The sequence below is a fragment of the Amycolatopsis sp. NPDC004368 genome (genome assembly GCF_053602515.1).
The window spans coordinates 21,295-43,976 of sequence record NZ_JBSGDT010000014.1 but is presented as its reverse complement, the minus strand read 5'-3'; the positions used below and the strand labels follow the sequence as shown (position 1 = coordinate 43,976).

Genomic DNA, 22,682 nt, shown 5'->3' with positions numbered 1-22,682 from the left:
TGACTGTGGTCGGATTGGTAACGATCGGCACCTTAGCCGGCCAGCAGCACCCCGACGGCCAGCTCGAAGATCTCCCTCAGCTGCCCGAACAGCTGCGGCCCGGTCGTCGGGGTGATCTGCGCCGTGATCGACACGGCCACACCGGCCCGCCCGTCCGGCGTGGCGGCGGTGAACTGCGTGTAGCCCGCGGTGTTGCCGGTGTGGCCGTAGACGCGGCCGTAACGCGTGTCGTAGCGGAACAGCGCCAGGCCCGCGGAGTTCGTGCCCGGGCCCGGCGGCTCGGACCCGCCCGGCCGGAACCGGAACTGGGCTTCCCGCGCCTGCCGGTCGCTCACCGCGCCGCCGACGTAGGCGCGGATGAACCGCACGAGATCGGCCGGGGTGGACACGACACCGCCGGAAGCCCAGCTCCAGCCCGCCGCGATCTGGCTCGTGACGTCCTCGGGCCGGCCGGGCCCGGTGGTGCCGTAGCCGTGCAGGGCCGGCTCCGCCAGGTCCGCGCCGCGCGGCAGGCTCGTGTCCCGCAGCCCCATCGGCTCCAGGACCCGTTGCCGGAGCACGTCCTCGTAGCGGCGGCCGGTCGCCGACTCGCACATCAGCGCGACGAGGACGTTGTCGGAGTTCGAATACGCGTAGCGGGTGCCGGGGCGGAACTCGAGTGCGGGGTCGGTCGCGAACGACAGCAATTCCCGGGGCGGCGGCGGATCGAGCAGGTGCGGGATCAGCGCGTCGCGGAACGCGTCGGTTCCGCTGAAGTCGGGAATCCCGCTCGTGTGCCCCAGCAAGTGCCGCAGCGTGACGGCCGACCACTCGCGCGGCACGCCCCGCACACCCCGCCCCACCGTGGTGTCGAGCGAGAGGCGGCCGCTGCTCACCAGCGAGAGCGCCGTCGCACCGCTGAACGCCTTGGCCACGCTCGCGACCCGCATCCGATCGCCCGGGTGCGGCTCCCGGCGCGCACCGAGCCGGGAAACTCCGGCCGTGTAGGAGAAAATACCGGTGCCGCGGCTGATCGCGACGACAACCGCGGGCGGGCCGTGCGGGCTCTCGTGCAGCCGCCGGATCGCCGCGCGCAGCGAGTCTTGCACCCGGGGACGCCCGGTGGCCGCGGCCGGGCCGGCCGCCCACCCGAGACCGCCCGCGGCGGCGAGGGTGGCCTGGGAGAGAATCGCGCGCCGGGACATCACCATCGGACCACGGTAACCGCGGGAAATGTCCAGACCTAACGTTTCTTCGTCGCCCGCGGATCACCGCGGCGGAGAATTGTCACCCGCGCGTCTTCCGCGTTTTCGCGGCCGACGGTGATTAACGGCCCGGGCCGGCGGGCTCTTCCCCGCGCACCGCCGGCCCGGGCTTCCTTCACGCCATCTCGGGCACGTTGAGGTGCGCGATGGCGAGCTCGAACTCGCGGACGTCGAGCCGTTCGGCGCCCGCTTCCCGCAGAGTGGCCGCACGCAGCGTGTTCGCCTTCTCGGCGGAGCCGGCGAGCGCCTCGGCGCTGTCGTAGCCGATCGAGGCCACGCACCGGCCGCTCTCCCGGTCGACCAGCAGGCTGGCGCTGCAGAACCCCGCGAATTCGGCAAGTGCCGGCATCGCGGTCATCTTGAAGACGTCCACCACTGCGTCGATGCGGTCGGGGGTGACCTTGAGCCACGTCGCCCGCACCGCCGCGCCGTCGCCGGTGTGGTGATCGCGGTGCAGCAGGGCGATCTCCCACTCCTCCACCTGCGGCGGCCCGCCGAACATCTCCACGACCTGCTGCCGCAGCACTTCCATGGCCGCCGCGCTCTCGCGCATGGCCTCGGCCGAGCGCCACGCCGTGGTCACGATCGTGCGGCCGTCCTCCCGGCCGAGGAGCATCGACAGCCCCACGTTGCCCTCGGTGGCCAGCGCCGCGGGCATGACCGTGTCGCGCACGTGCGCGACCGCGTCGTCCATCGACGCCGGCTTCAGCTGGATCGTCGTGCTGCGAGCGAACACGATCCACCTCCCGCCGGTCGGGCGGCGCCCCGGTGACGCCACCGGTCCCCTCACCCTCCGCCTCCCCGTCGCGGGTCACAACGCCGCGAATTTCACCGCCCGGGTCAGCGGCAGAATTGGTCCAGCGCCCGCTCCCCCGACAAGCCCGTTGTTTTCGCGCAAGTTGTCGAAGTGGCGCCGGGCCGTTCGTGTAAGGGGTGACAAGAAGGAAGGATCGAGCCATGAAGCAGTACTTGCTCAGCGTCTACCAGCCCGACGGACCCACGCCCCCGGCCGAGGAACTCGAGGACATCGGCGCCCGGCTGGACGCGCTCAACGCCGAACTGCGCGAGGCCGGCGCCTGGGTGTTCTCCGGCGGCCTGCACGCACCGGACTCCGCGACGGTCGTGCGCGCGAAGGACGGCGACGTGCTGATGACCGACGGCCCCTTCACCGAGGGCAAGGAACACCTGGGCGGTTTCACGATCGTCCGGGCGCCGGACCTCGACGCGGCGCTGAGGTGGGCCGGGCGGATCGCCGGGATCACCACGTTGCCGGTGGAGGTCCGGCCGTTCCAGGGCGAGGCCTGAACGTGTCCACTGTGGACGCGCTCGACCGGGTGTTCCGCGCCGAGTACGGACGGGCCGTGGCGGTTCTGGTGAAGGTGTTCGGCGACGTCGACATCGCCGAAGAAGCGGTGCAGGAGGCCTTCGCGGCGGCGGCGAGCCGGTGGCCGGCCGACGGCCTGCCGCCGAGCCCCGCCGGCTGGCTCGTGACGACCGCCCGCAACCGGGCGGTCGACCGGCTGCGCCGCGAGGCCTCCCGCGCCGACCGGCACGCCCAGGCCGCGCTGCTGCACGCTGCCCGTGGACCGGCCTCCGAACCCGCCGAGGAGGGCCCGGTGCATGACGAACGGCTGCGCCTCGTGTTCACCTGCTGCCACCCCGCGCTCGCCCCGCACGCCCGCGTCGCGCTCACCCTGCGGCTGCTCGGCGGGCTCACGACCGGCGAGATCGCGCACGCGTTCCTTGTGCCCGAGCCGACGATGGCCCAGCGGATCTCCCGCGCCAAAGCCAAGATCCGCGACGCGCGCATCCCCTACCGCGTCCCCGCCGACGCCGACCTGCCCGACCGGCTGGACGCCGTGCTCGCCGTCGTGTACCTGGTCTTCACCGAGGGCCACACCGCCACCGCCGGTCCGGCACTGGGCCGCCCCGACCTCGCGGCCGAGGCGATCCGCCTGGGGCGCGTGCTGGCCGAGCTGATGCCCGACGAGCCCGAGGTACTGGGCCTGCTCGCGCTGATGCTGCTCGTCGAGTCCCGCCGTCCCGCCCGCACCACGGCCGACGGCGCGATCGTCCTGCTGCCCGACCAGGACCGGCAGCTCTGGGACCCCACACTGGTGACGGAAGGCCAGGACCTCGTCCGCCGCTGCCTGCGCCGCGACCGCCCCGGGCCCTACCAGCTGCAGGCCGCGATCAACGCCGTCCACAGCGACGCCCCCACCGCGGCGGCCACCGACTGGCACCAGATCGTGCAGTTGTACGACCACCTCCTGGCCCTCGCGCCGACGCCGGTGGTCGCGCTGCACCGGGCGGTGGCCGTCGCGGAGGTGTCGGGTCCTGCCGCGGGTCTGGACCTGATCGACGCGCTCGACCTCGACGGCTACCACCTGCTGCACGCCGTGCGCGCCGACCTGCTCGCCCGCGCCGGCCGCCGCGCCGAGGCGGTGACGGAGTACGACCGGGCCGTGGAGCTGGCGGGGAACGCCGCCGAGCAGGATCTGCTGGCACACAAGCGTGCGGCGCTCACGGAAAGAGACCTCCGGGGCGACCGCACGGGGGACACTGCGACGACTGATGCCACCGACGACCGGGAGTGACAGGCGGGCGACTGGGCCGGCCCGAGCGAGGGTCGTGGCGCCGGAACCCACCACCTCGCCAAGGCAAGTGACCACCACCGAACCAACGCAACGGCCCCTGACCAAGGCAGGGCCGGATCACCCAGGCCCCTCCCCGCACCCCGATCCGAAGACGGCTCAGCGGCCGTCAGCACACTCCAGCCTCGGGGTGCACGCCCACCGCAACCCGCCCCGCGAGGACAACAAACTCACCCCACCGACGCTCCGGAGCCGAACGGAGAACATCTTCAGGCGTGGCGGACCGCGTGCAACGCCGCCCTCCGCCAGGCTGCCGTCGTGACGGGGCGGGCACCCGGGACGGTCACCGGGTACAGGTCGGCCGCGGCGATGGATGCCCCCAGGGCGGCAGGCCGGCTGAAGGCCCAGCCGGCTTCGACGATGGTGCGGATGGCCTCGTCGCCGGGGTGGACAGCGCCGGGGCGAGCGCGGTGCGGGCGGCGGCGGTAAGGGTATGGCGGTCGGCGCCGGCGAGGACCTGTTCGAGCAGTTCGGGCGGGCTCCGGCGGTGCAGTGGATGCCGAGGTCGGGCACCACGTCGGCGAGGCGCACGAGGCTGAGCGGCGCATAGCGGCCGAGCCCGGTCCGCAACCGGCCGGGTTCGTGGTCGGGCCAGTAGCTCGGGCCGTTGAGCTCGGTAAGCCGGACCGGCTCGGGCAGGTCGGCGAGCGGACGCTGGTCCCCGGCCGGGGCGAGCGCCAGCAGCAGCGAGTCGGCGCAGCTGCGGGGTGGCCGTGTGCCCCTGGAAGTACCCGCAGGGTGACCACGGTGCACCGCACGCGGCGGCCGGCGCCGACCCGGAATCCGTTCTCCGCCGGTCAGTCCATTGTGGACGATCGGCAGGCCGGCGGTGCTCGTGCCTGAGCGAATCCTGGGAGCGGATACCGGACGCGGCGCGGCTGATGGCCTCCCGCGTCCGTCGCCCGTCCTTGTCGTCCCCGTTCACGGCATCCGCTCCCGTCTCGGTGGTGACCGATGTCCCAGTGCGGACCGGGGAAGACACCGAAGCCGGGCCTGCTGGCTAGACTGGCCGGGCGATGCGACGATTCCGGTGGTGGTGGGGGGCCCTGGTCCTCGCCTGCGTGGCTGCACTGGCGGGTTTCTTCGCGCTTTCCGGTCCCGGGCTCAAACCCGGGCAGCCGCTGCCGCGCAAAGGTCCGCCCGGCACGGGCCCGCTGACGGTGGTCGCGATCGGTGACAGCACCGTGTCCGGTGAGGGCGCCGGCCGCTACACCCCCGACACCGACGGCCGCAACGGCGACTGGTGCCACCGCTCGGCCGACGCGTTCGTGCAGAAGGTCCGCATCCCGGAGGTCACGGCGCGCGTGAACCTGGCGTGCTCGGGTGCGCCGGCGGAGCAGGTCGCGCTGGGTGGTGTGAAGCAGTGGGGTGAGCAGTCGCAAGCGCAGCAGCTGGCCGCGGTGGTGAAGAACCACCGGGTGGCCGCCGTGGTGATCGCGATCGGCGCCAACGACGACCCGAAGTTCTCCGCGCAGGTCTCCGAGTGCTTCAAGGCGTGGTTCAACGCGACCGGGCCCTCGTGCAACGTCGCACTGCGCCAGACCTGGCAGTCCAAAGTGGATGCGATGGTCCCGAAGGTCGTGAACGCGGTCGGTGACGTGAAAAAGGTGCTGGCCCAAGCGGGTTACGTGCCCGCCGACTACCAGCTCGTGCTGCAGTCCTACGCCACGCCGGTCGCCGCGGACGTGCCGGCGGGGCTGCAGAACCTCAACGGCTGCCCGTTCCGCACCGACGATCTGCAGTGGATCTCGACGACGGGCATCACCACGCTGTCGGCGGGCCTCAAGCAGGCCGCCGTGCAGTCGGGCGCGCGGTTCCTCGACCTGGCACGCGCGGGTGAGCACCACGAGGCGTGCAGCGGCGGGCCGAACCCGGCTTCGGAGTGGTTCACGCGCCTGACGCTGCACCTGAGCGATCTGGGCCAGGCCGACCGCGCGCAGCACGCGCTGCAGGAGTCGTTCCACCCCAACGCCGCCGGGCACGCCGCGATCGCCGACTGTCTCTCGGAGTTCCTCGCCGTGCGCGGCGGCAACGCCGTCTGCCTGGCCGGCCCCGACGGCAAGCTCCACGCCGTGCCCGAGGTCGCCGGCCGTTAGAGGTCGAGCGCCGCCCGCAGTGCGACGTCGATGTGTTCCTGCACTTCCTGGTCGATCTCCGCGATGCGCTCGGCGAACCACGGCCGGTACAGCCGCGTGAGGTTCAGGGTGGACACCCAGTACCGGGCGTCGACCGCCACACCCAGGATGTCCTGCGGGTCGCGGTCGAGCAGTTCGGTGCCGAGCAGCCACGGCCGTTCGGACTCGTTCACCCCGTCCGACGACAGGAGCACCACGGTGCGTTCCCGCGCGGGTTCGGTCGGGGGGTGGTACGTCCAGACTTCACCCCTGCGCACGCATGTCCTTTTCCGCCGCTGTCCGTTCCACCTCATCCGCCTCGGCCACGGGGGCAGGCGTCGCGGGTTGCGGGGTGTAACCCGTGCGCACGGCCTCCCTCCGGGCCGCCTTGGACAACCAGGACGAGACCGAGATCCCGTGCGCTTTCGCAGCTCGTTCGGCGAACTCGAGCGCACCACTGTCGAGCGAGAGGGTGACCTTACGTGTTGCCATACCTTTTATCGTACCAGTGCTCGGGCCCGTGGATGGTTCACGCGATCGCGACGGCCTGCACGACCCGCAGCCGGCCGTCGGCGAGGGCCTGCGTGAGGTGGGCGGCTTTCGCCGCGAAATCCGGGACGAAGATGTGCAGCCCGAGCGGGTTCGGCGGCTGGGCCAGCACGGCCTGCATGAGGCCGGCGGCGGTCTCGGTGAGGTCGGTCCAGCTCGACACGGTGAACCCGGCCGATTCCACGGCTTCGCGCAGCTCTTCGGCTGCGGCGAGGTGGGTGTGGGCGGGCTCGTCGGCCCAGGGCAGCGGGTAGTCGAGCGGCTCGCCGTCACCCACCATCACGTCCCAGATCGCCAGCCGCCCACCCGGCGCGAGGACGCGGTGGGCCTCCCGGTAGAGCGCGGGTTTGTCGGCGACGTTCATCTGGACGTGCTGGCTGAACACCACCGTGAACGCGGCGTCGGGGAAGGGGAGGTCGGTGACGTCGCCGTGGTGGACGTCGATCCCGGGCAGGCCGACGAGCTCGTCGAGCCACCGGGCCGTGCGGCAGTACTCGGCGGTCAGGTCCACGGTGCTGACGCGGCAGCCGTGGCGGTCGGCGAGGAAGCGGGCCGTGCCGCCGATGCAGCTGCCGGCGTCGAGGACCGCGTCGGCCGAGGTCACGGCCGCCAGGTCGGCGAGCGCGCCGGTGGCGAGGCGGCCCATGGTGTGGAAGTCCTCGAGCGTGGCCAGGTCGGCGGGCACGAGGCGGTCGAGGTCCTTGCCCGCCACCACCAGCGCCTGCTCGATGGCGGAGCGCGACAGCCCGGTCGCGTAGTGCGTGTCGATGTCGGTCATGAGTACGCCTTCCCCAGGGTATCTCAAAGATAGTATCTGTAAGATATCTTATGTGGAGACGGACAGCCGCACCTACGGCCACTACTGCCTGATCGCCCAGAGCCTGGACCGGCTCGGTGATCGCTGGACCCTGCTGATCGTGCGCGACCTGGTGCACGGCCCGCGCCGCTTCACCGACCTCGTGGGCGTGCTCGGCGGCATCACCCCGACCACGCTCACCCGGCGGCTGCGCGAGCTGGACCGCGACGGCATCGTGACCGCCGACCGCGAACCGGGCCGGCGTGAGGTCTGGTACCGCCTGACCGAGGCGGGCCAGGACCTGGTGCCGACACTGGAGCAGCTCGCGCTGTGGGGCCTGCGCAACGCGCCGCGCCCGCCCGGTCCCGGCGAGCCGACGCACCCGGAACACCTGCTGTGGGCGGTGCAGATCAGGCTCGCCGACGTCGGTGCCGTGATCGAGCCGGCCCGCTGGCAGTTCCACGTCGACGAGGCTCTCGTGCTCGCCTTCGACGGCTCACGCTGGACGCTGACCCGCGGTGAGACCACCGACCCCGACGTCACGGTGACGGCCACGCGGGAGGCGCTGGCGAGGTTCCTGACCGGTCCAACCTCGGCCAGGGAGGCCGAGTTCGCCGACGTCACCCTGGCCGGTGAACCACGCGCGATGCGGGCGATGCTCGACACGCTGGCGGTGTTCCCGGCGGGCCGTGATCAGGTCGGCCGGTGAACCGGAGCCGCTGACCGCGCTGGGCGGACGTCGCTCTGGCCGGATCCTCGACCGGCCGGCGGGCCCGCACCCGGAACGGCCGGCCGCCTCGTGCGGCTCGATCGTGGTGAGAAAGGTCGTGGTGTGAAAGGTCGTGGTGTGAGAGTTCGTGGTGCTCCCCCGCCGCACGAGGGAGCACCACGCGTCACAACGTCGGCGACCGGCCTTCGAACGGGGTCGACAGGACCACCGTCGTGCGGGTCGAGACCTTCGCGGCTTCCCGGATGCGGCGCAGGAGGTCCTCCAGGCCGAGCGGGGAAGCGACGCGCACCAGCAGGATGTAGGACTCGTCGCCGGCGACCGAGTAGCAGGACTCGATCTCGGTGATGTGCTGGATGCGCTGCGGGTAGTCGTCGGGGGCGGCCGGGTCGTTCGGGGTCAGCGAGATCAGCGCGGTGAGCGGGAGGCCGATCTGCTCGCCGTCGAGACGGGCGGTGTAGCCGAGGATCACGCCGCGTTGTTCCAGGCGCCGCACGCGCTGGTGCACGGCCGACACCGAGAGCCCGACGCGTTCGGCGAGGTCGGTGAAGCTGCGCCGGCCGTCGGCGGCGAGCTCCTGCACGATCGCCTGGTCGAGCGGCTCCAGGGGGCCGGTCATGCGTCGAGCACGACGAGCTCGTGCGGCCGCGTGTTCACGGCCTCGACGCCGGTCTCGGTGACCACGACGATGTCCTCGATGCGGGCGCCCCAGCGGCCCGGCTGGTAGATGCCCGGCTCGACGCTGAACGCCATGCCCGGCTCCAGCGGCAGCGTGTTGCCCGCGATGATGTAGGGCTCCTCGTGCACGTCGAGGCCGATCCCGTGGCCGGTGCGGTGGATGAAGAACTCGCCGAAACCGGCGGCGTCGATCACGTCGCGCGCGGCGGCGTCGATCGATTCGGCCGTGGCGCCCGGGCGGACGGCGTCGACCGCGGCCTGCTGCGCCTGCTGGAGCACCGCATACGTCGAGGCCACGTCGGCGTCGCGGGGTTCGCCGACGGCGTAGGTGCGGGTGGAGTCGGAGTTGTAGCCCTCGGGCAGCGGGCCGCCGATGTCGACCACGACCACGTCGCCGCGTTCGATCACGCGGTCGGAGACGTCGTGGTGGGGGCTGGCGCCGTTGGGGCCGGAGCCGACGATCACGAAGTCGGCGACCGTGTGGCCTTCCTCGACGACCGCGGCGGCGATGTCGGCACCGACCTCGGCCTCGGTGCGGCCGGCGCGCAGCCATTCGCCGACGCGGGCGTGCACGCGGTCGATCGCGGCTCCGGCGGCGCGCAGCGCGGCGATCTCGGCGGCGTCCTTGCGCATCCGCAGCTCCCGCACGACGGGTCCGGCCAGCGTCTGCTCGGCGTCGCCGAGGGCGGCGCGCAGGGCGAGCACGTGCAGGGCCGGGGTGAAGTCGCTGACGGCGACGCGGCGGGCCTTGCCGAGGCGGTCGGCCACGAGGCCGTAGGCGTCGTCGCCGTCGACCCAGGTGAGGATTTCGACGCCGAGCTCGTCGGTGGGCACGTCGGCGTAGCCGGGGGCCTCCAGCTTGGGCACGACGAGCGCGGGCACGCCGTCGGCGGGCACCACGAGCGTGGTGAGCCGCTCGAACGACCCGCCGGCCTGGCCGAGCAGGTAGCGCAGGTCGGAACCGGGGGCGATGAGCAGGGCGTCGGTGTCCGCGGCGGCGGCCGCCTTCGCTGCGCGGTCGAGGCGGGCGCGGAGCGCGGCGGCGTCCGGGGCGGGCGTGTGGAGGGATCGGCGCGACATGCGGCTGAGCCTAGTACCGGCGTACGGCCGCGCCCGTCACCCGGGCGGGGCCGGAGTTTCGAACAGTGGCGGCAGGGCGGTGAGCATCAGTGCGGACCAGACCACGTGGGTCAGCAGCGGTGCCTGGATGCCGCCGGTCGCGCGCCGTTGCAGCCCGAACAGCGTGCCCATCACGATCGACGCGGCCACGAGCGCGGGGTTGCGGGTGGCCACGGTGGACAGTGCGTAGACCGCGGTCGAGGTCGCCACCGGTGCGCGGGTCGCCGCGCTGTGCAGGGCGCCGCGGAAGAAGACCTCTTCGGCCGCGCCGGTGAGCAGCGTGGTGGCGTAGATGGCCGGCCCGGTGCCGCGGTCGGCGTAGGCCAGCACTCCGGCGATCGCGCGGGACAACGGCGGGATCCGGCGGGCGACGAGTGCGCAGCCGTAGAAGACGCCGAACGCGCCGACGCCCACCGCCACCGGCGTCGCGACCGGGTGGCGTGAGCTACCCCGGGGCGGTGGTCCGGCGGCCAGCCCGCCGGCGACCCACGTCGCGGCGACGGCGCCGGTGCGCAGCGGGAAGCGGGCCGAACCGGGTGGGGTGGCCAAAGACCGGCCCAGCAGGGCGGTGCCCGCCGCGGTGACCGCGCCGAGCAGCAACCGCCGCATCACGCCGCCCGCGCGCGTTCGGCCAGTGCCGCCAGGGCGGCGGAGTCGAAGTCCATGGGCTCGAACGGTACGACGTCGCGGATCGAGGCGTCGCGGACGACGACTTCGTTGCTCATCGAGTCGACCAGGGTGCGGCCGGTGGCCACGTCGACGTCGGTGACCAGCGCGAGCCAGTAGGACGACAGCCGCGGCGAGAGCAGTGGCACCGGCACGATCACGGTGCTGCGGCCCTCGATGCGGGCCAGCCGCTTCAGCATGTCCAGGTAGGCCAGCTGTTCGGCGCCGCCGATCTCGAACGTGCGGCCGACCGCCGCGGGGGCGTCGAGCACGCCGACGAGGTAGCGCACCACGTCGGCGATCGCGATCGGCTGCGCGCGCGTCGCGGCCCAGCGCGGTGTGATCATCGCCGGCAGGTGTTCCACGAGCTGGCGGGTGATCTCCCACGAGATGCCGCCGTGGCCGATCACGATGCCGGCCCGCAGCACCGTGACGGGCACGCCGGTGCCGGCGAGCAGGAACTCGACCTGGCGGCGGCTGCGCAGGTGGGCGGACAGGTCGTCGGTGTCGTCGCCGAGCCCGCCGAGGTAGACGATGCGGCCGGTCCCGGCGCGGCGCGCGGCCAGGGCGAACGCGCGGGCCGCGGCGGCGTCGCGGCGTTCGAAGTCGCGGGCTTCGAGGGAGTGCACGAGGTAGTAGGCGGCGTCGGTGCCCTGCAGCGCCTTCTCGAGCGAGCGGGAATCTTCGACGTCGCCGTGCACGGCGGTGCCCGCGCCGGTGTAGGCGGAGGGGTTGCGGGTCATCGCGCGCACGTCGTGCCCCTGCCCGGCCAGTGCCTCGGCGACGCGGCTCCCGACGAAACCGGACGCCCCGGTGACCAGTACGCGCACTCCTGCTCCCCTTTCCCGCGGTTGCCATCACGGGTACCCGGCACACGACGGCGGAAACCGGGCGGCGCGTCAGGCGGGGTACGACGCGGGTGGACGTGGCAGGCTGGGCGCGTGACCGGACCACTCGCTCTCCTCGATTCCGCGAGCCTGTACTTCCGCTCGTACTACGCGCTGCCCGATTCGATGACCGCGCCCGACGGGACGCCGGTCAACGCCGTGCGCGGCTTCACCGACACGCTGGCGCGCATCCTCACCGACCGGCGCCCGTCGCGGCTGGTGGCGTGCCTGGACGCGGACTGGCGGCCGAAGTTCCGCACCGATCTGCTGCCGAGCTACAAGGCGCACCGGGTCGCCGTGCCGGGCCACGGCGAGGGTGAGGCCGACGTGGAGGAGGTGCCCGACACGCTCACGCCGCAGGTTCCGGTGATCCTCGACGTGCTGGCCGCGTTCGGGTTCGCCACGGCCGAGGCGGCCGGGTACGAGGCCGACGACGTGATCGGCGCGCTCGCGACCCGGGAGCAGGACGCGCCGGTGGAGGTCATCACGGGCGACCGGGACCTGTTCCAGCTCGTGCGCGAGACGCCGACGCCCACGTCGGTGGTGTACGTGGGCAAGGGCTGGGCCAAGGCCGAGGTGCTGGGGCAGGCCGAGATCGCCGAGCGCTACGGCGTGCCGGCCTCGTTCGCGGGTCCCGGGTACGCGGACATGGCCGCGCTGCGCGGTGACCCGTCCGACGGGCTGCCCGGGGTGGCCGGGATCGGCGAGAAGACGGCGGCGAAGCTCATCACGCAGTTCGGGTCGCTGGAGGAGCTGATCGCGGCGGCGCAGTCTGGTGACTCGCGGCTGCCGTTGAAGATGCGGTTGCGGTTGAAGGATGCGGGTGACTACCTCGCCGTGGCGCCGACGGTGGTGCGGGTGGCGGTGGACGCGCCGGTGGAGCAGTCCGGGCCGGACGCCGTGCCGGCGAGCCCCGCGGATCCGGACCGGGTCGCGGAGCTCGCCGAGCGGTGGAACCTGGGCCGGTCCGTGGAGCGGTTGGTGGCGGCCCTGCCGAAGGCGTGAGCGCGGCTCAGAAGAACGTGCCACACCAGGGCCGGGCGTCGGTGGCGAACAGCGTGTCGGCCCGGCGCAGTGCCTCGGTGTTCACCGCGGTGATCCGGCCGGCTTGCGCCAGGGTGGTCGCGCGCCACTCGCCGAGGTAGAGCATGGCGAGGGAGTCGGCGTCGAGGCGCAGGTCCGCTTCGGCGTGAGTGCGTTCGGCACCGTCGGGGCCCACGCGGTAGCGGCCGCGGTTGGCGGGCAGGAGCCGATCGTCCACTTCGAACACGACGGGTTCGGCATCGCCGTAGGTGCGGGCGGCGAGCGCGCCGGCGACGTCGACCAGCCGCAGCCACAGGTCGTCCTCGAGTTCCAGGGTGCGGGCGCGGCGCGGGTCGGTCAGCAGCACGCTCAACGGCTCGTCCGCGGGGCGGAAGCGCGACGTGACGCCGGTGACGAGGTCGATCGAGAAGAGGAACCGCCACAGCGCGGCGGTCGCTTCCGGGGTCGCGCCGTGCAGGTCGCGGACTTCCAGTAGGGGGCCGGGTTCCGGGTCGGCCGCGGTGCGCTGGTCGACGCTGGTGAACATCGCGTAGCCGTCGTCCTGGCCGTCGGGTCCGGTGTGGACGGCCGTGCGGTACCCGCCTTCGCGGCTGAGGCGCTGGTTCAGCGCGATCGGCCACCACGTCTCGGGGCGGCTAATCATGCCGGGCGTGTGCAGCCCGATGCGCTCGTAGAGCGCGGGAAGTGCAACGCGGGCTTCGTCGGCGTCGAGCAATCGGACCGCGCCGCCTGCTTCGGCACCTTCGCGCAGCTGCGCCGGCCGGTCCACGCGCACCGTCGCGCCGGCGGTCGCGATGCCGTAGCCGAAACGGCCGTAGATCACGGCTTCGCTCGCGTGCAGGCACGCCAGCGTGGTGCCGCGCTCGGCGAGATCGGTGAGCTGCGCGGTCATCAGCGCGGTGACGACACCGCGGCGCGTCCAATCGGCACGGACACCGACGCCGTCGACCGCCTGTGCGGGCAGCACCGCACCCCCGGGCACGGCGATCGTGGTGGCGAACCCGCTGGCGATCCCGATCGGCCGGTCGTCGGCGAACGCCCCGAACTTGCCGGGCGCTTCCCAGGAACCGTCCATCTTCGCCCACAGCTCGTCGGAGGGTAGCGGGCCGTGCAGTGCTTGCGCGAGCAGGTCGAAAGTGGACCGGCGCTCGTCGTCGGTGATCGGGCGTACCACGAAGTCGCTCATGTCGCGATCCAACCAAGCCGGCCGCACGGGTGCTACGCAGTTTTCGCGGCGTCCGGTCAGAACTGGTCCGGACGGGTCATGGCTGGGGATGAGGTGGTGTGCGACCCGGGACGCGACTGCGTAGGCGTTGGCGACGGAGATGGTGAAGCCGGGGAACGTCGACAGCCGGTCGGCGGCGCTCTGGCCGGGGTAGGGCTGGTCGAAGTCGCTGGCCGTGCGCAGGGACAGGCAGTGGTCGAGCCGGTCGTGGCGGGCCAGCACCGTCGCGGTGGCGTTGTCTTCCTGCTGGGTCGTGCAGTAGGTCCCGGTGCCGTTCGTCCACTGGCCGACGAGGTACGCCGCGGTCTCGAACGCGTCTTGGCCGGTCCAGTAGTCGTCGCCGGTCACGGTGTCGCAGCGGGTGACGAACGGGGTACGGCCGGCTTGCCCCGCGTAGTGGACCCGGTCGGCGGCGGCTTCGGCGCTGTCGGCCAGCGGGGTGTTCGCGGTGAGGTGGTAGGCCAGCGACACCAGCTGGGGGTCGAGCCGGTAGGCGTTGGTCCCGACCGGGTCGCCTTTGAGGTAACCGTGCACCACGGTGGGGTCGGTCGCCGGGGACACGTGGTGGCCGAGGTCGTAGTCGACCACCCAGCCCGCCCGGGCCGCGAACCCGAGGGTGCCTTCGGCCGGAGCCACGCCCGCGACGCCGGAGGTGAGGAAGTAGGTGCCGGTGAGGTCGAGCTGCGCACGGCGTCTGGTTAGCCGTTCACGAACCATGCTGGGTTGTTCGTGAGGGCACAACGTGGTGGCCGTGCGGCGGCCGGTCTACCGGGGAGGGTCGACGGTGTAGTCGCCGTCGGTTCCGGTGACGGTGATGGGGACGTGTTTCGGGACGCCCGCGATGTCCACGACGCACTGGAACGTGGAGCCGTCGGTGACGCCCTGGCGGTCGGGGCAGCTGACGTCGCCGACGTCGGCGATCTTGTAGGTGTCGGTGAGGATCTTGGCCACGCCGGTGTCCATGGCTTTCGCGTCGAACACGCGCCCGGGCCCAGTGGCCGACGCCGGGGTCGCGCCGGAGCTGCCGGGACCGTCCGCACTGTTCGGCGTGCCACCCGCGCTCGTGGTGGGAGTGGGCGTGACGGTGACGGTGGTGACGGACGCGGCCGGGTCGGCCCGGGGCGAGCAGCTCGTGGTGAGCAGCAGTCCGAGGCCGCACAGGCCCAGCACCGTGACGGCGCGCATGTCCCCGCTCCTGTCCCCGATGCCCGTCGCCGGGCCCTTGGTCAAGGTCAGAAGAAAGTACCGCACCAGGACGCGCGGCGCGTTTCGAACAGAGTGTCCACGTGCGACACCGCGGTTTCGTCGAGGGCTTCGATCCGGCCGGTGTCGGCGAGCGCCGAGGCGCGCCACGCTCCGAAGTAGAGCATCGCGAGCGAGGCGACGTCGAGGCGCAGGTCAGCCTCGGCGTCGCTGCGTTCGGCGCCGTCCGGGCCGATGCGGTAGCGGCCGTCGTTGGTGGTGAGCTGGTGGTCGGTCACCTCGAGCACGACCGGTTCGGCGTCGCCGTAGGTGCGGGCGGCGAGTGCGGCGGGCACGTCGATCATCCGCAGCCACGTCTCGTCCTCGACGCCGGTGACCTTGACCGCGCGCGGGTCGGTGAAGAGCAGCTCGACGGGTTCGTCGAGCGGGCGCACGATCGCGACGATGTCGTCGACGAGGTCGACCGAGAGCAGGAACCGCCACAGCCCCGCGAACGCGGCGGGGTTGGTGTAGTGGAACTCGAACACCGTGAGCTTCTGCCGGTCGCCTTCACCGCGTTCGACGTGGTAGACGAGATAGCCGTCGACGCCGTCCGGGCCGCGGTGCACCGCGGTCTCCACGGGGCTTTCCGAGCGGCGGGCCTGGTTCTCGTTCATCGGCCAGTAGTGCGCGGGCCGGGTGATCATGCCGGGCCGCAGGGTGCCGGTGGCGCCGTAGAGGTCGGGCCACTGCGGCAGGGCCTGGTCGAGCCCGAACACGCTCACTTCGCCACCGGCCGGCGCTTCCGGGCGAAGCTGGGCGCGGCGGCGGTCGACGACGAGGGTACGGCTGAGGGTGGCGACGCCGTAGCCGTAGCGGCCGTAGATCGCGCCCTCGGTGGCGTGCAGTGACGCGAGCACGACGTCACGCTCGGTGAAGTCGTGCAGCTGCGCCGTCTGCAGGGCGCTGAGCACCCCGCGGCGGGTGCGGCCGGCCCGGACTCCGACGCCGGTCACCGCGGCGAGCGGCACCCGCGCGCCGCCGGGGAGGAGGACCTCGTGCTCGGCGGCGCGGACCGTGCCGATCAGCTCCGGGTCGAACGCGGCGAACACCCGCGTCTGCTGGAGCGACTCGCCGATCCGTTCCCACTCCTCGTCGCTGCCGGCTTTCACGTGCAGCGCGCCGCGGAAGAGGTTCCAGGCTTCACGCAGCTCGTCGGCGGCGGACAGGAGCCGTACGGTGTGGTCGCTCATGCCGGGATCATCCTGTGGCCCGCGGGGTGTGGGCCACCGATTTACCCGGCGTCGCCCACTGGTTACCCACGGTGCCCGCGTCGGTCACTGGGCGGCGGGCGGGGAGACCTCGTAATTGCCGTCGCTGCCCTTGACCGTGATCGGGACCTGCTGCGGCTTGCCGTTGATGGTCGCGGTGCAGTTGAACTTCGCGCCGTCTTCGACCTTCTGCTCGGCCGGGCAGGTGACGCCGCTGACGCCTTCGATCTTGTAGGTGTCGGTGAGCAGCTTCGCGACGTCGGTCTGCATCTGGGTGTTGTTGAAGACCTCGGTCTTGAAGAAACCGGGGGCGACGAACCCGAGGACCGCGACCACGACGACCACGATCACGAGCGCGCCGATGCCGATGAACAGACCTCGCTTCGACTTCGGCTCGGCACCGGTGTCGCCGACGGTCTGGGCGATCGCGGTGGCCTGGCCGTAGTCGTACTGGTTGCCGCCGGGCTGGCCGTAGGGCTGCTGGGCCTGGGGGCCGGTCTGCGGCTGGCCGCCGTACAGCGGCTGCTGCTGCGGGCCGCTCTGCGGGTAGCCGCCGGGCTGCTGCCCGTACTGCTGCGGGGGCTGCTGCTGGCGGTTGGGGTCGTAGGGCTGACCGTACTGCTGCGGCGGCGGCTGCTGACCCCACTGCGGTTGTCCAGGGCCGGGTTGTCCAGGGCCGGGTTGTCCAGGGCCGGGCTGGCCAGGGCCGGGCTGGCCGTGGGCGGGCTGCTGCGGTGCCTGGGGCTGCTGCTGGTACCCGCCGGGCTGCTGGCCGTACTGCGGCTGCTGTTGCTGCGGCTGGACCCACTGCGTGGGCTGCGAGTCGTAGCCCTGCGGTTGCTGCTGGCCGTACTGCTGCGGGTTGTACGGCTGCTCCTGCGGACCGCTCGGCGGGTAGGCGCCGCCCGGCTGTTGCCCGTATTGCGGCTGCTGCCCGTACTGGGGCTGCTGCTGCGGGTCGTTGCCGCCATACGGCGTGCTCATCTTTCGCCTCCGCCTTGTTCGCCTGTGGCGCCGGTCCCCCGGGAAGGGGCCGCTGCCCACGGTGTCGAGCGCGATCCAACCACACGTCGCGGCCGAGCACACGCGTCCACGCGCACCCTGTCCGTGCGGTGACCTCGACCTGCCCGGGAACGCCCCGGGTCCGAAGCGCGCTTTTCGGTCAACCGGTCACGCCCCACCGGCCGCGACGACGCCGCGGCGCAGCGCGCGCACGGCCTCCGAGGCGGCGGCGCCGACGGGGTCGGCCTTGCCGAGGACGTCGCGGATCTGGTCGAGCAGGTCGATGACCTGGCGTGACCAGCGCACGAAGTCGCCGGCGGACAGTTCCTGGCCGTTGGTCTCGGCGGCGGTGAGGACCTTTTCGAGGGACTCGCCGCGGGCCCACCGGTAGACCGGCCATGCGAAACCGGCGTCGGGTTCGCGGGTGCGGTCGAGGTGGTGGCGGCGTTCGTCCTCGGTGAGGTCCACCCACAGTTTGGTGGTCTCCTCCCAGGCCTTGGGCACGGCGCCGCCGGGCAGCCGCGGCTCCCCCGCCGTGTCGCGGCGGGCCTCGAACACGAGCGTGGAGACGACGGCGGCTAGCTCGGCCGCGCCGAGGCCTTCCCACACGCCGTGGCGGATGCACTCGGCGGCGAGGAGGTCGGATTCGCTGTAGAGGCGGGCGAGGCGGTGGCCGTGTTCGGTGACGCGGTCTTCGCCGGTGCCGGGGCCGAGGTAGCCGCGTTCGCCGAGCAGCGCGAGGATCCGGTCGAACGCGCGGGCCAGCGAGTGGGTGGTGGCGGCGACCTTGCGTTCGAGCTGCTCGGTTTCGGCCTGCAGCCGCTGGTAGCGCTCGACCCAGCGGAGGTTGGCCTCGCGTTCGGCCAGGCCGTGGCAGGGGTGGGCGCGCAGGGCGCGGCGCAGGGTGTTGAGCTCGGCGTCGTCGCCCTGACTGGTGCGGCGGCGCTGCCGGCCGGGCAGCGAGATGCCGGAGTCGCGCAGGGCCGAGGCGATGTCGCGGCGGGTCTTGGGTGAGCGCAGCTCGATGTGCTTGGGCAGGCGGATGCGGCCGAGGGCCTCGACCGGGGCCGGGAAGTCGGCGACCGACAGCGGCCCGGACCAGCGGTCCTCGGTGACGACCACGGGCCGCGGCTCGCGGATCGGGTCGAGGCCCGGGTCGACGACCACCGCGAGGCCGGCGCGGCGGCCGGCCGGCACGGCGATCACGTCGCCCTTGCGCAGTTTCTCGAGCGATTCGGCGGTGCCGGCGCGGCGGCTGGCGGTGTTCTGCCTCGACAGGGTCTTTTCGCGGGCGGAGATCTTGGCGCGCAGCTCGACGTAGTCGAGCATCTCGTCGAACTCGCCGGTGACGGCTTCGGCGTAGCCCTTGAGGGCTTCCTTGTTGCGGTCGATGCGCCGGGAGGTGCCGACCACGGACCGGTCGGCCTGGAACTGGGCGAAGGACTGTTCGAGCAGTTCGCGGGCGGAGTCGGCGCCGACCTGGGCGACGAGGTTCACCGCCATGTTGTAGCCGGGCCTGAACGAGGAGCGCAGCGGGTAGGTGCGGGTGGAGGCGAGGCCGGCGACCTGCTTCGGGTCGACCCCGGGCTGCCAGGCGACCACGGCGTGGCCTTCGACGTCGATGCCGCGGCGCCCGGCGCGGCCGGTGAGCTGGGTGTACTCGCCGGGGGTGAGGTCGACGTGGGCTTCGCCGTTGTACTTGACGAGCCGTTCGAGCACCACGGTGCGGGCGGGCATGTTGATGCCGAGCGCGAGGGTCTCGGTGGCGAAGACGGCTTTGACGAGGCCGCGCAGGAACAGTTCCTCGACGGTCTCCTTGAACGCGGGCAGCAGGCCGGCGTGGTGGCCGGCGAACCCGCGTTCGAGGGCTTCGCGCCACTCCCAGTAGCCGAGCACGCTCAGGTCGCCTTCGGGCAGGTCGGCGGTGCGCTCGGCGACGATGCGACGGATCTCCTCGACCTGCTCGGGGCCGTTGAGCCGCAGGCCGGAGCGCACGCACTGGGCGACGGCGGCGTCGCAGCCGGCGCGGGAGAAGATGAACACGATCGCCGGCAGCAGCCCGGCCGCATCGAGGCGTTCGACGACGTCGACGCGGGAGGGCGGCCGGAACCGCTGTGGGCGGGGTGCGCCGCGGCGGCCGCCGCGGTTGCCGCGCATCGACGCGGGGGCGAAGCGGCCGAGTTCTTCGACGCGGCGCAGCAGGCCCGGGTTCATGCTCAGCTCGGCGCCGGGGTCGTTTTCGTCCTGGCCGGCGAACAGGTCCATCAGGCGGTTGCCGACGAGCATGTGCTGCCACAGGGGCACGGGCCGGTGCTCGTCGACGACGACGGTGGTGTCGCCGCGAACCTCCACGAGCCATTCGCCGAACTCCTCGGCGTTGCTCACGGTGGCCGAGAGCCCGACGACGCGCACGTATTCGGGCAGGTGGAGGATCACTTCCTCCCACACGGCGCCGCGGAAGCGGTCGGCGAGGTAGTGGACCTCGTCCATGACGACGTAGCCGAGCTCGGGGATGGCGGAGCTGCCGGCGTAGAGCATGTTGCGCAGGACCTCGGTGGTCATCACGACCACCTGGGCGTTGCCGTTGATCGAGGTGTCGCCGGTGAGCAGGCCGACGGCGTCGCCGCCGTAGCGGGCGACGAGGTCGGCGTACTTCTGGTTCGACAGCGCCTTGATGGGCGTGGTGTAGAAGCACTTGCGGCCTTCGGCGAGCGCAAGGTGCACGGCGAACTCGCCGACCACGGTCTTGCCGGCGCCGGTGGGTGCGCACACCAGCACGCCGTGACCGTCTTCGAGGGCTTCGCAGCCGCGGACCTGGAAGTCGTCGAACTCGAACGACACCTCGCCGGCGAAGCGCGTCAGCTGCGGGTACTTGGCGCGTCGGCGTGAGACCGCGTAGGCCTCGGCCGGGGAAGAGGAAGGGCTATTGGCCACCTGCCCAGGGTTCCACACAGCACCGACAGTCCGCACGCGGCGTGCCGACGCGCGGGTGGCCGGGTGGTTACGGAGCGACGACGGTGAGGGCGCGGGGCACGCAGGTGGCGGTGACCGGGGTCCGGCCTTGGGATTCGCCGTCGGCGTAGGCGGGCCAGGTGGGGTTCGCGGCGGCTTCGATGCGCACGGTACCGGTGCGGAAGGTCCGCACGGCGGGGTGGCCCACGTGGGCGCCGGTGCGCAGGCCGGGCAGCAGGCGCAGCAGTTGCCGGCGGCCGGCGGCGCCGATCACGGTGACGTCGAAGAGGCCGTCGTCGGGGGTGGCTTCGGGGCAGATGGGGACGCCGCCGCCGTAGAAGGGCGTGTTGCCGACGGCGACGAGCGTGGCGTCGAGTTCGAGGACGCCGGCGTCGGTGTGGAGGGTGACGGGGCGGGGCCGGAACGCGGCGAGCTCGGCGAGGATCGCGATGTCGTAGCGGCGGGGTCCCGGTGGCCAGCGCAGGGCGTTGGCGCGGGCGTTGACGGCGGCGTCGAAGCCGGAGCACAGCACGGTGGCGAACCAGGCGCCGCTCTCCCCCGCTTCGCCGAGGCGGCCGAGGTCGAGGGTGCGGCGGGTGCCGGTGCGCAGGGCTTCGGCGAGCTTGTCTGAGGCGGCCAGCGCGTCGGGTGGGGTGCCGAGGGCGCGGGCGAAGTCGTTGCCGGTGCCCGAGGGCACGAGGCCGAGGGCGACGTCGTGGTCGGCGCAGAACTGCACGCCCTGGTGGGCGGCGCCGTCGCCGCCGAGGACGATGAGCACGTCGAGGCCGTCGGCGTGGGCGGAGCGCATGAGGGCGCGGGATTCCTCGACGGTGGTGGCGGTGAGGACGTCGAGGCGCTCGACGGCGGGGCGCAGCCGGGCGGCCACGGCGTCGGCGATCCGGGCCGCGGCGCCGTGGCCGGAGGCCGGGTGGACGGCGAGCGCCGCGGTGAGGCCCATGCGGTGGTTACGTGATGTCGTCGGTCGAGTGGCTGCGCGGCGTGGTGGCGGGTTCGTCTTCCTCGATGGTGCTCGGGGTGTAGTCGAACGGCGCGGCTTCGTCGTCGGCGAGCTTGTCCCAGCCTTCGTCCTCGCGGAGCTTGTCGCGTTTGCGGTCGTGGAAGCGGGTGATCTGGATGGCGATCTCGAACAGCACGGTCAGCGCGGCCGCCAGGCCCAGCATGGAGAACGGGTCGGAGCCCGGAGTGGCGAAGGCGGCGAACACGAACAGTGCGAACAGGATGCCGCGGCGCCACCGCTTGAGCTGCTGGTAGCGGACGACTCCGACGAGGTTGAGCATCACCACGATGAGCGGGAGCTCGAAACTGACACCGAAGATGAGCAGCAGCGACAGGATGAACGAGATGTACTTGTCCGCGGTCAGCGCGGTCACGAACTGGTCCTGGCCGAAGCCCGCCAGCAGCGCCAGCGCGTGCGGCACGAGGAAGTAGGCGAGCACGGCGCCGGCGGCGAACAGCACCGAGGCGAAGCCGACGAAGGTCAGCGCGTACTTGCGTTCCTTCGAGTACAGGCCGGGCGCGATGAACGCCCAGAACTGGTACAGCCAGAACGGCGAGAGCAGCACCGCACCGGCCGCGACACCGATCTTCAGGCGGACCATGAAGACCTCGAACGGCTGCGTCTGCAGCAGCCGGCACCCGGCCTGGTTGCCGCCGAAGCGCTGTTCCGCGGGGATGGCGCAGTACGGGTGGGTCATGATGTCGCCGAGCGAAGGGATGGGGCCGAGGTGCTGTTCGAACCAGATCCAGCCGAAGATGCCGCCGATGACGATGAACAGCAGGGCGAACCCTAGCCGGCGCCGGAACTCGTAGACGTGCTCGATGAGGGTCATCGTGCCGTCGGGGTTCCTGCGGCGGCTGCGGCGCGTGCGCTTGCTGGGGTTGCCGTTGCCGGCGGCGGCTTCCGCCACTGGTCGTTCCGTTCTCGTCGTAGCCCGCCGGAGCGCGCTGGGTGTTCAGCGCGCTCCGTGGACCGGGGACCGGGTGGTGAAAGGCCTCAGCTGGCGTTCTTCTGCGGCTGCTCGGCGCCGGCCTGCTGCTTCTTCAGCTCGTCGAGCTGGCGCTGGAGGTCGGCGACCTGCGTGTCCTGGGCCGGGGTGGTGGCCTGCGGGAGCTGACGGGTCTCGGCCTCCTGGGCCTCCTCCTTGTGCTCGCCGGTGAGGTCCTTGGTCTCGGCCTTGAAGATCTTCATGGACTTGCCGATGGAACGGGCGGCGTCGGGAAGCCTCTTGGCCCCGAACAGCAGAACCACGACGAGCACGAGGATGATGATGTGCCACGGCTGGAGCGCGTTCATGGCGGTGGCCTCCTTCTTTCTTCAGTCATTGGCGATGGTACTGGTTTCCGGCGTGTCGCGGCGCTGCGCCACGGCCACGCGAAGTGCTGCGGACCGGGCGCGGAGCAGTCCCGTCCGGTCCTGGGTGTTCGTAGCCACCATGCTCATGGTGCGGCGGAACTGGCGCAAGACTCTGATCGTCCGCACTGCCAGGACGATCAGGACAACCAAGCCGGCCGCGAGCAGCACGTAGGTGGGCAGATACGACACGTGGGTTAC

Annotated in this window: 23 protein-coding genes; 5 read left to right on the top strand and 18 right to left on the bottom strand. The window is 72.4% G+C overall.

Features of this window, described 5'->3' with window-relative positions:
- Window positions 1-32 precede the first annotated feature (32 nt).
- Window positions 33-1,190, bottom strand: a complete 1,158-nt coding sequence (locus ACWEOE_RS20690; RefSeq protein WP_452011421.1) for a serine hydrolase domain-containing protein — start codon at window positions 1,188-1,190, stop codon at window positions 33-35.
- 169 nt (window positions 1,191-1,359) lie between these two features.
- Entirely contained in the window at window positions 1,360-1,980 is a 621-nt protein-coding gene (locus ACWEOE_RS20685) for a hypothetical protein (protein WP_452011419.1), read from the bottom strand.
- A 221-nt stretch (window positions 1,981-2,201) separates the two neighbouring features.
- On the opposite strand from ACWEOE_RS20685, the gene ACWEOE_RS20680 reads away from it, so the two are divergent.
- From ACWEOE_RS20680 to ACWEOE_RS20670, 3 genes are all read left to right on the top strand, one after another.
- Window positions 2,202-2,549, top strand: coding sequence for a YciI family protein (locus tag ACWEOE_RS20680; RefSeq protein WP_452011417.1), 348 nt, complete (start codon window positions 2,202-2,204; stop codon window positions 2,547-2,549).
- Window positions 2,550-2,551: 2 nt separating this feature from the next.
- The gene (locus ACWEOE_RS20675; protein WP_452011414.1) at window positions 2,552-3,841 is read left to right on the top strand and encodes an RNA polymerase sigma factor; all 1,290 of its coding nucleotides are present in this window, start codon (window positions 2,552-2,554) and stop codon (window positions 3,839-3,841) included.
- 1,073 nt (window positions 3,842-4,914) lie between these two features.
- The gene (locus ACWEOE_RS20670; RefSeq protein ID WP_452011412.1) at window positions 4,915-5,994 is read left to right on the top strand and encodes a GDSL-type esterase/lipase family protein; all 1,080 of its coding nucleotides are present in this window, start codon (window positions 4,915-4,917) and stop codon (window positions 5,992-5,994) included.
- On the opposite strand, the gene ACWEOE_RS20665 is transcribed toward ACWEOE_RS20670, so the two are convergent.
- The 3 genes from ACWEOE_RS20665 to ACWEOE_RS20655 are packed head-to-tail and all read right to left on the bottom strand — an operon-like array spanning window position 5,991 to window position 7,339.
- On the bottom strand, window positions 5,991-6,290 hold the full coding sequence (locus tag ACWEOE_RS20665; RefSeq protein WP_326835852.1) for a hypothetical protein: 300 nt from the start codon (window positions 6,288-6,290) through the stop codon (window positions 5,991-5,993). The two genes, ACWEOE_RS20670 and ACWEOE_RS20665, sit on opposite strands and share 4 nt — an antisense overlap.
- Window positions 6,277-6,504, bottom strand: a complete 228-nt coding sequence (locus ACWEOE_RS20660) for a hypothetical protein (RefSeq protein WP_452011409.1) — start codon at window positions 6,502-6,504, stop codon at window positions 6,277-6,279. Before ACWEOE_RS20660 ends, ACWEOE_RS20665 begins: the two co-directional genes overlap by 14 nt.
- Window positions 6,505-6,541: 37 nt before the next feature.
- Entirely contained in the window at window positions 6,542-7,339 is a 798-nt protein-coding gene (locus tag ACWEOE_RS20655) for a class I SAM-dependent methyltransferase (protein WP_452011406.1), read from the bottom strand.
- A gap of 52 nt (window positions 7,340-7,391) precedes the next feature.
- Here ACWEOE_RS20655 and ACWEOE_RS20650 point away from each other — a divergent pair, with 52 nt between their 5' ends.
- Window positions 7,392-8,066: a winged helix-turn-helix transcriptional regulator gene (locus ACWEOE_RS20650; RefSeq protein ID WP_452011404.1), complete on the top strand. Its 675-nt coding sequence runs from the start codon at window positions 7,392-7,394 to the stop codon at window positions 8,064-8,066.
- A 184-nt stretch (window positions 8,067-8,250) separates the two neighbouring features.
- On the opposite strand, the gene ACWEOE_RS20645 is transcribed toward ACWEOE_RS20650, so the two are convergent.
- Genes ACWEOE_RS20645 through ACWEOE_RS20630 form a run of 4 tightly spaced genes read right to left on the bottom strand, consistent with a single transcriptional unit; the run spans window position 8,251 to window position 11,377 of the window.
- Window positions 8,251-8,703 (bottom strand): Lrp/AsnC family transcriptional regulator, encoded by a 453-nt coding sequence (locus ACWEOE_RS20645; RefSeq protein ID WP_452011402.1) that lies wholly within the window; start codon window positions 8,701-8,703, stop codon window positions 8,251-8,253.
- Complete coding sequence (locus ACWEOE_RS20640; RefSeq protein WP_452011399.1) at window positions 8,700-9,842, bottom strand: M24 family metallopeptidase; 1,143 nt, start codon at window positions 9,840-9,842, stop codon at window positions 8,700-8,702. The genes ACWEOE_RS20645 and ACWEOE_RS20640 overlap by 4 nt, the downstream gene beginning before the upstream one ends.
- 36 nt (window positions 9,843-9,878) lie before the next feature.
- Entirely contained in the window at window positions 9,879-10,490 is a 612-nt protein-coding gene (locus ACWEOE_RS20635; protein ID WP_452011396.1) for a CPBP family glutamic-type intramembrane protease, read from the bottom strand.
- Window positions 10,490-11,377: an NAD(P)H-binding protein gene (locus tag ACWEOE_RS20630; RefSeq protein ID WP_452011394.1), complete on the bottom strand. Its 888-nt coding sequence runs from the start codon at window positions 11,375-11,377 to the stop codon at window positions 10,490-10,492. Before ACWEOE_RS20630 ends, ACWEOE_RS20635 begins: the two co-directional genes overlap by 1 nt.
- Window positions 11,378-11,488: 111 nt before the next feature.
- Here ACWEOE_RS20630 and ACWEOE_RS20625 point away from each other — a divergent pair, with 111 nt between their 5' ends.
- Window positions 11,489-12,439, top strand: coding sequence for a 5'-3' exonuclease (locus tag ACWEOE_RS20625; RefSeq protein WP_452011392.1), 951 nt, complete (start codon window positions 11,489-11,491; stop codon window positions 12,437-12,439).
- Between the two features lie 7 nt (window positions 12,440-12,446).
- Here the strand turns inward: ACWEOE_RS20625 and ACWEOE_RS20620 are convergent, their stop codons facing one another.
- The 9 genes from ACWEOE_RS20620 to ACWEOE_RS20580 form a co-directional block, all read right to left on the bottom strand.
- Window positions 12,447-14,420: a GNAT family N-acetyltransferase gene (locus tag ACWEOE_RS20620; protein ID WP_452011390.1), complete on the bottom strand. Its 1,974-nt coding sequence runs from the start codon at window positions 14,418-14,420 to the stop codon at window positions 12,447-12,449.
- 48 nt (window positions 14,421-14,468) lie between these two features.
- Window positions 14,469-14,888, bottom strand: coding sequence for a DUF4333 domain-containing protein (locus ACWEOE_RS20615; protein WP_452011387.1), 420 nt, complete (start codon window positions 14,886-14,888; stop codon window positions 14,469-14,471).
- Window positions 14,889-14,935: 47 nt separating this feature from the next.
- Entirely contained in the window at window positions 14,936-16,138 is a 1,203-nt protein-coding gene (locus tag ACWEOE_RS20610) for a GNAT family N-acetyltransferase (RefSeq protein ID WP_452011384.1), read from the bottom strand.
- An 84-nt stretch (window positions 16,139-16,222) separates the two neighbouring features.
- Window positions 16,223-17,140 carry a DUF4333 domain-containing protein gene (locus ACWEOE_RS20605; RefSeq protein ID WP_452011382.1) on the bottom strand — a complete coding sequence of 306 codons (918 nt, stop codon included), beginning with the start codon at window positions 17,138-17,140 and terminating at the stop codon, window positions 16,223-16,225.
- Between the two features lie 186 nt (window positions 17,141-17,326).
- Window positions 17,327-20,092 carry a DEAD/DEAH box helicase gene (locus tag ACWEOE_RS20600; protein WP_452011380.1) on the bottom strand — a complete coding sequence of 922 codons (2,766 nt, stop codon included), beginning with the start codon at window positions 20,090-20,092 and terminating at the stop codon, window positions 17,327-17,329.
- 67 nt (window positions 20,093-20,159) lie between these two features.
- Complete coding sequence (locus tag ACWEOE_RS20595; protein ID WP_452011378.1) at window positions 20,160-21,068, bottom strand: diacylglycerol/lipid kinase family protein; 909 nt, start codon at window positions 21,066-21,068, stop codon at window positions 20,160-20,162.
- 7 nt (window positions 21,069-21,075) lie between these two features.
- The gene (tatC, locus tag ACWEOE_RS20590) at window positions 21,076-22,038 is read right to left on the bottom strand and encodes a twin-arginine translocase subunit TatC (RefSeq protein ID WP_452011375.1); all 963 of its coding nucleotides are present in this window, start codon (window positions 22,036-22,038) and stop codon (window positions 21,076-21,078) included.
- Window positions 22,039-22,124: 86 nt separating this feature from the next.
- Complete coding sequence (gene tatA, locus ACWEOE_RS20585) at window positions 22,125-22,424, bottom strand: Sec-independent protein translocase subunit TatA (protein WP_452011372.1); 300 nt, start codon at window positions 22,422-22,424, stop codon at window positions 22,125-22,127.
- A gap of 21 nt (window positions 22,425-22,445) precedes the next feature.
- The gene (locus tag ACWEOE_RS20580) at window positions 22,446-22,673 is read right to left on the bottom strand and encodes a bacteriophage holin (protein WP_452011370.1); all 228 of its coding nucleotides are present in this window, start codon (window positions 22,671-22,673) and stop codon (window positions 22,446-22,448) included.
- Window positions 22,674-22,682: the final 9 nt, after the last annotated feature.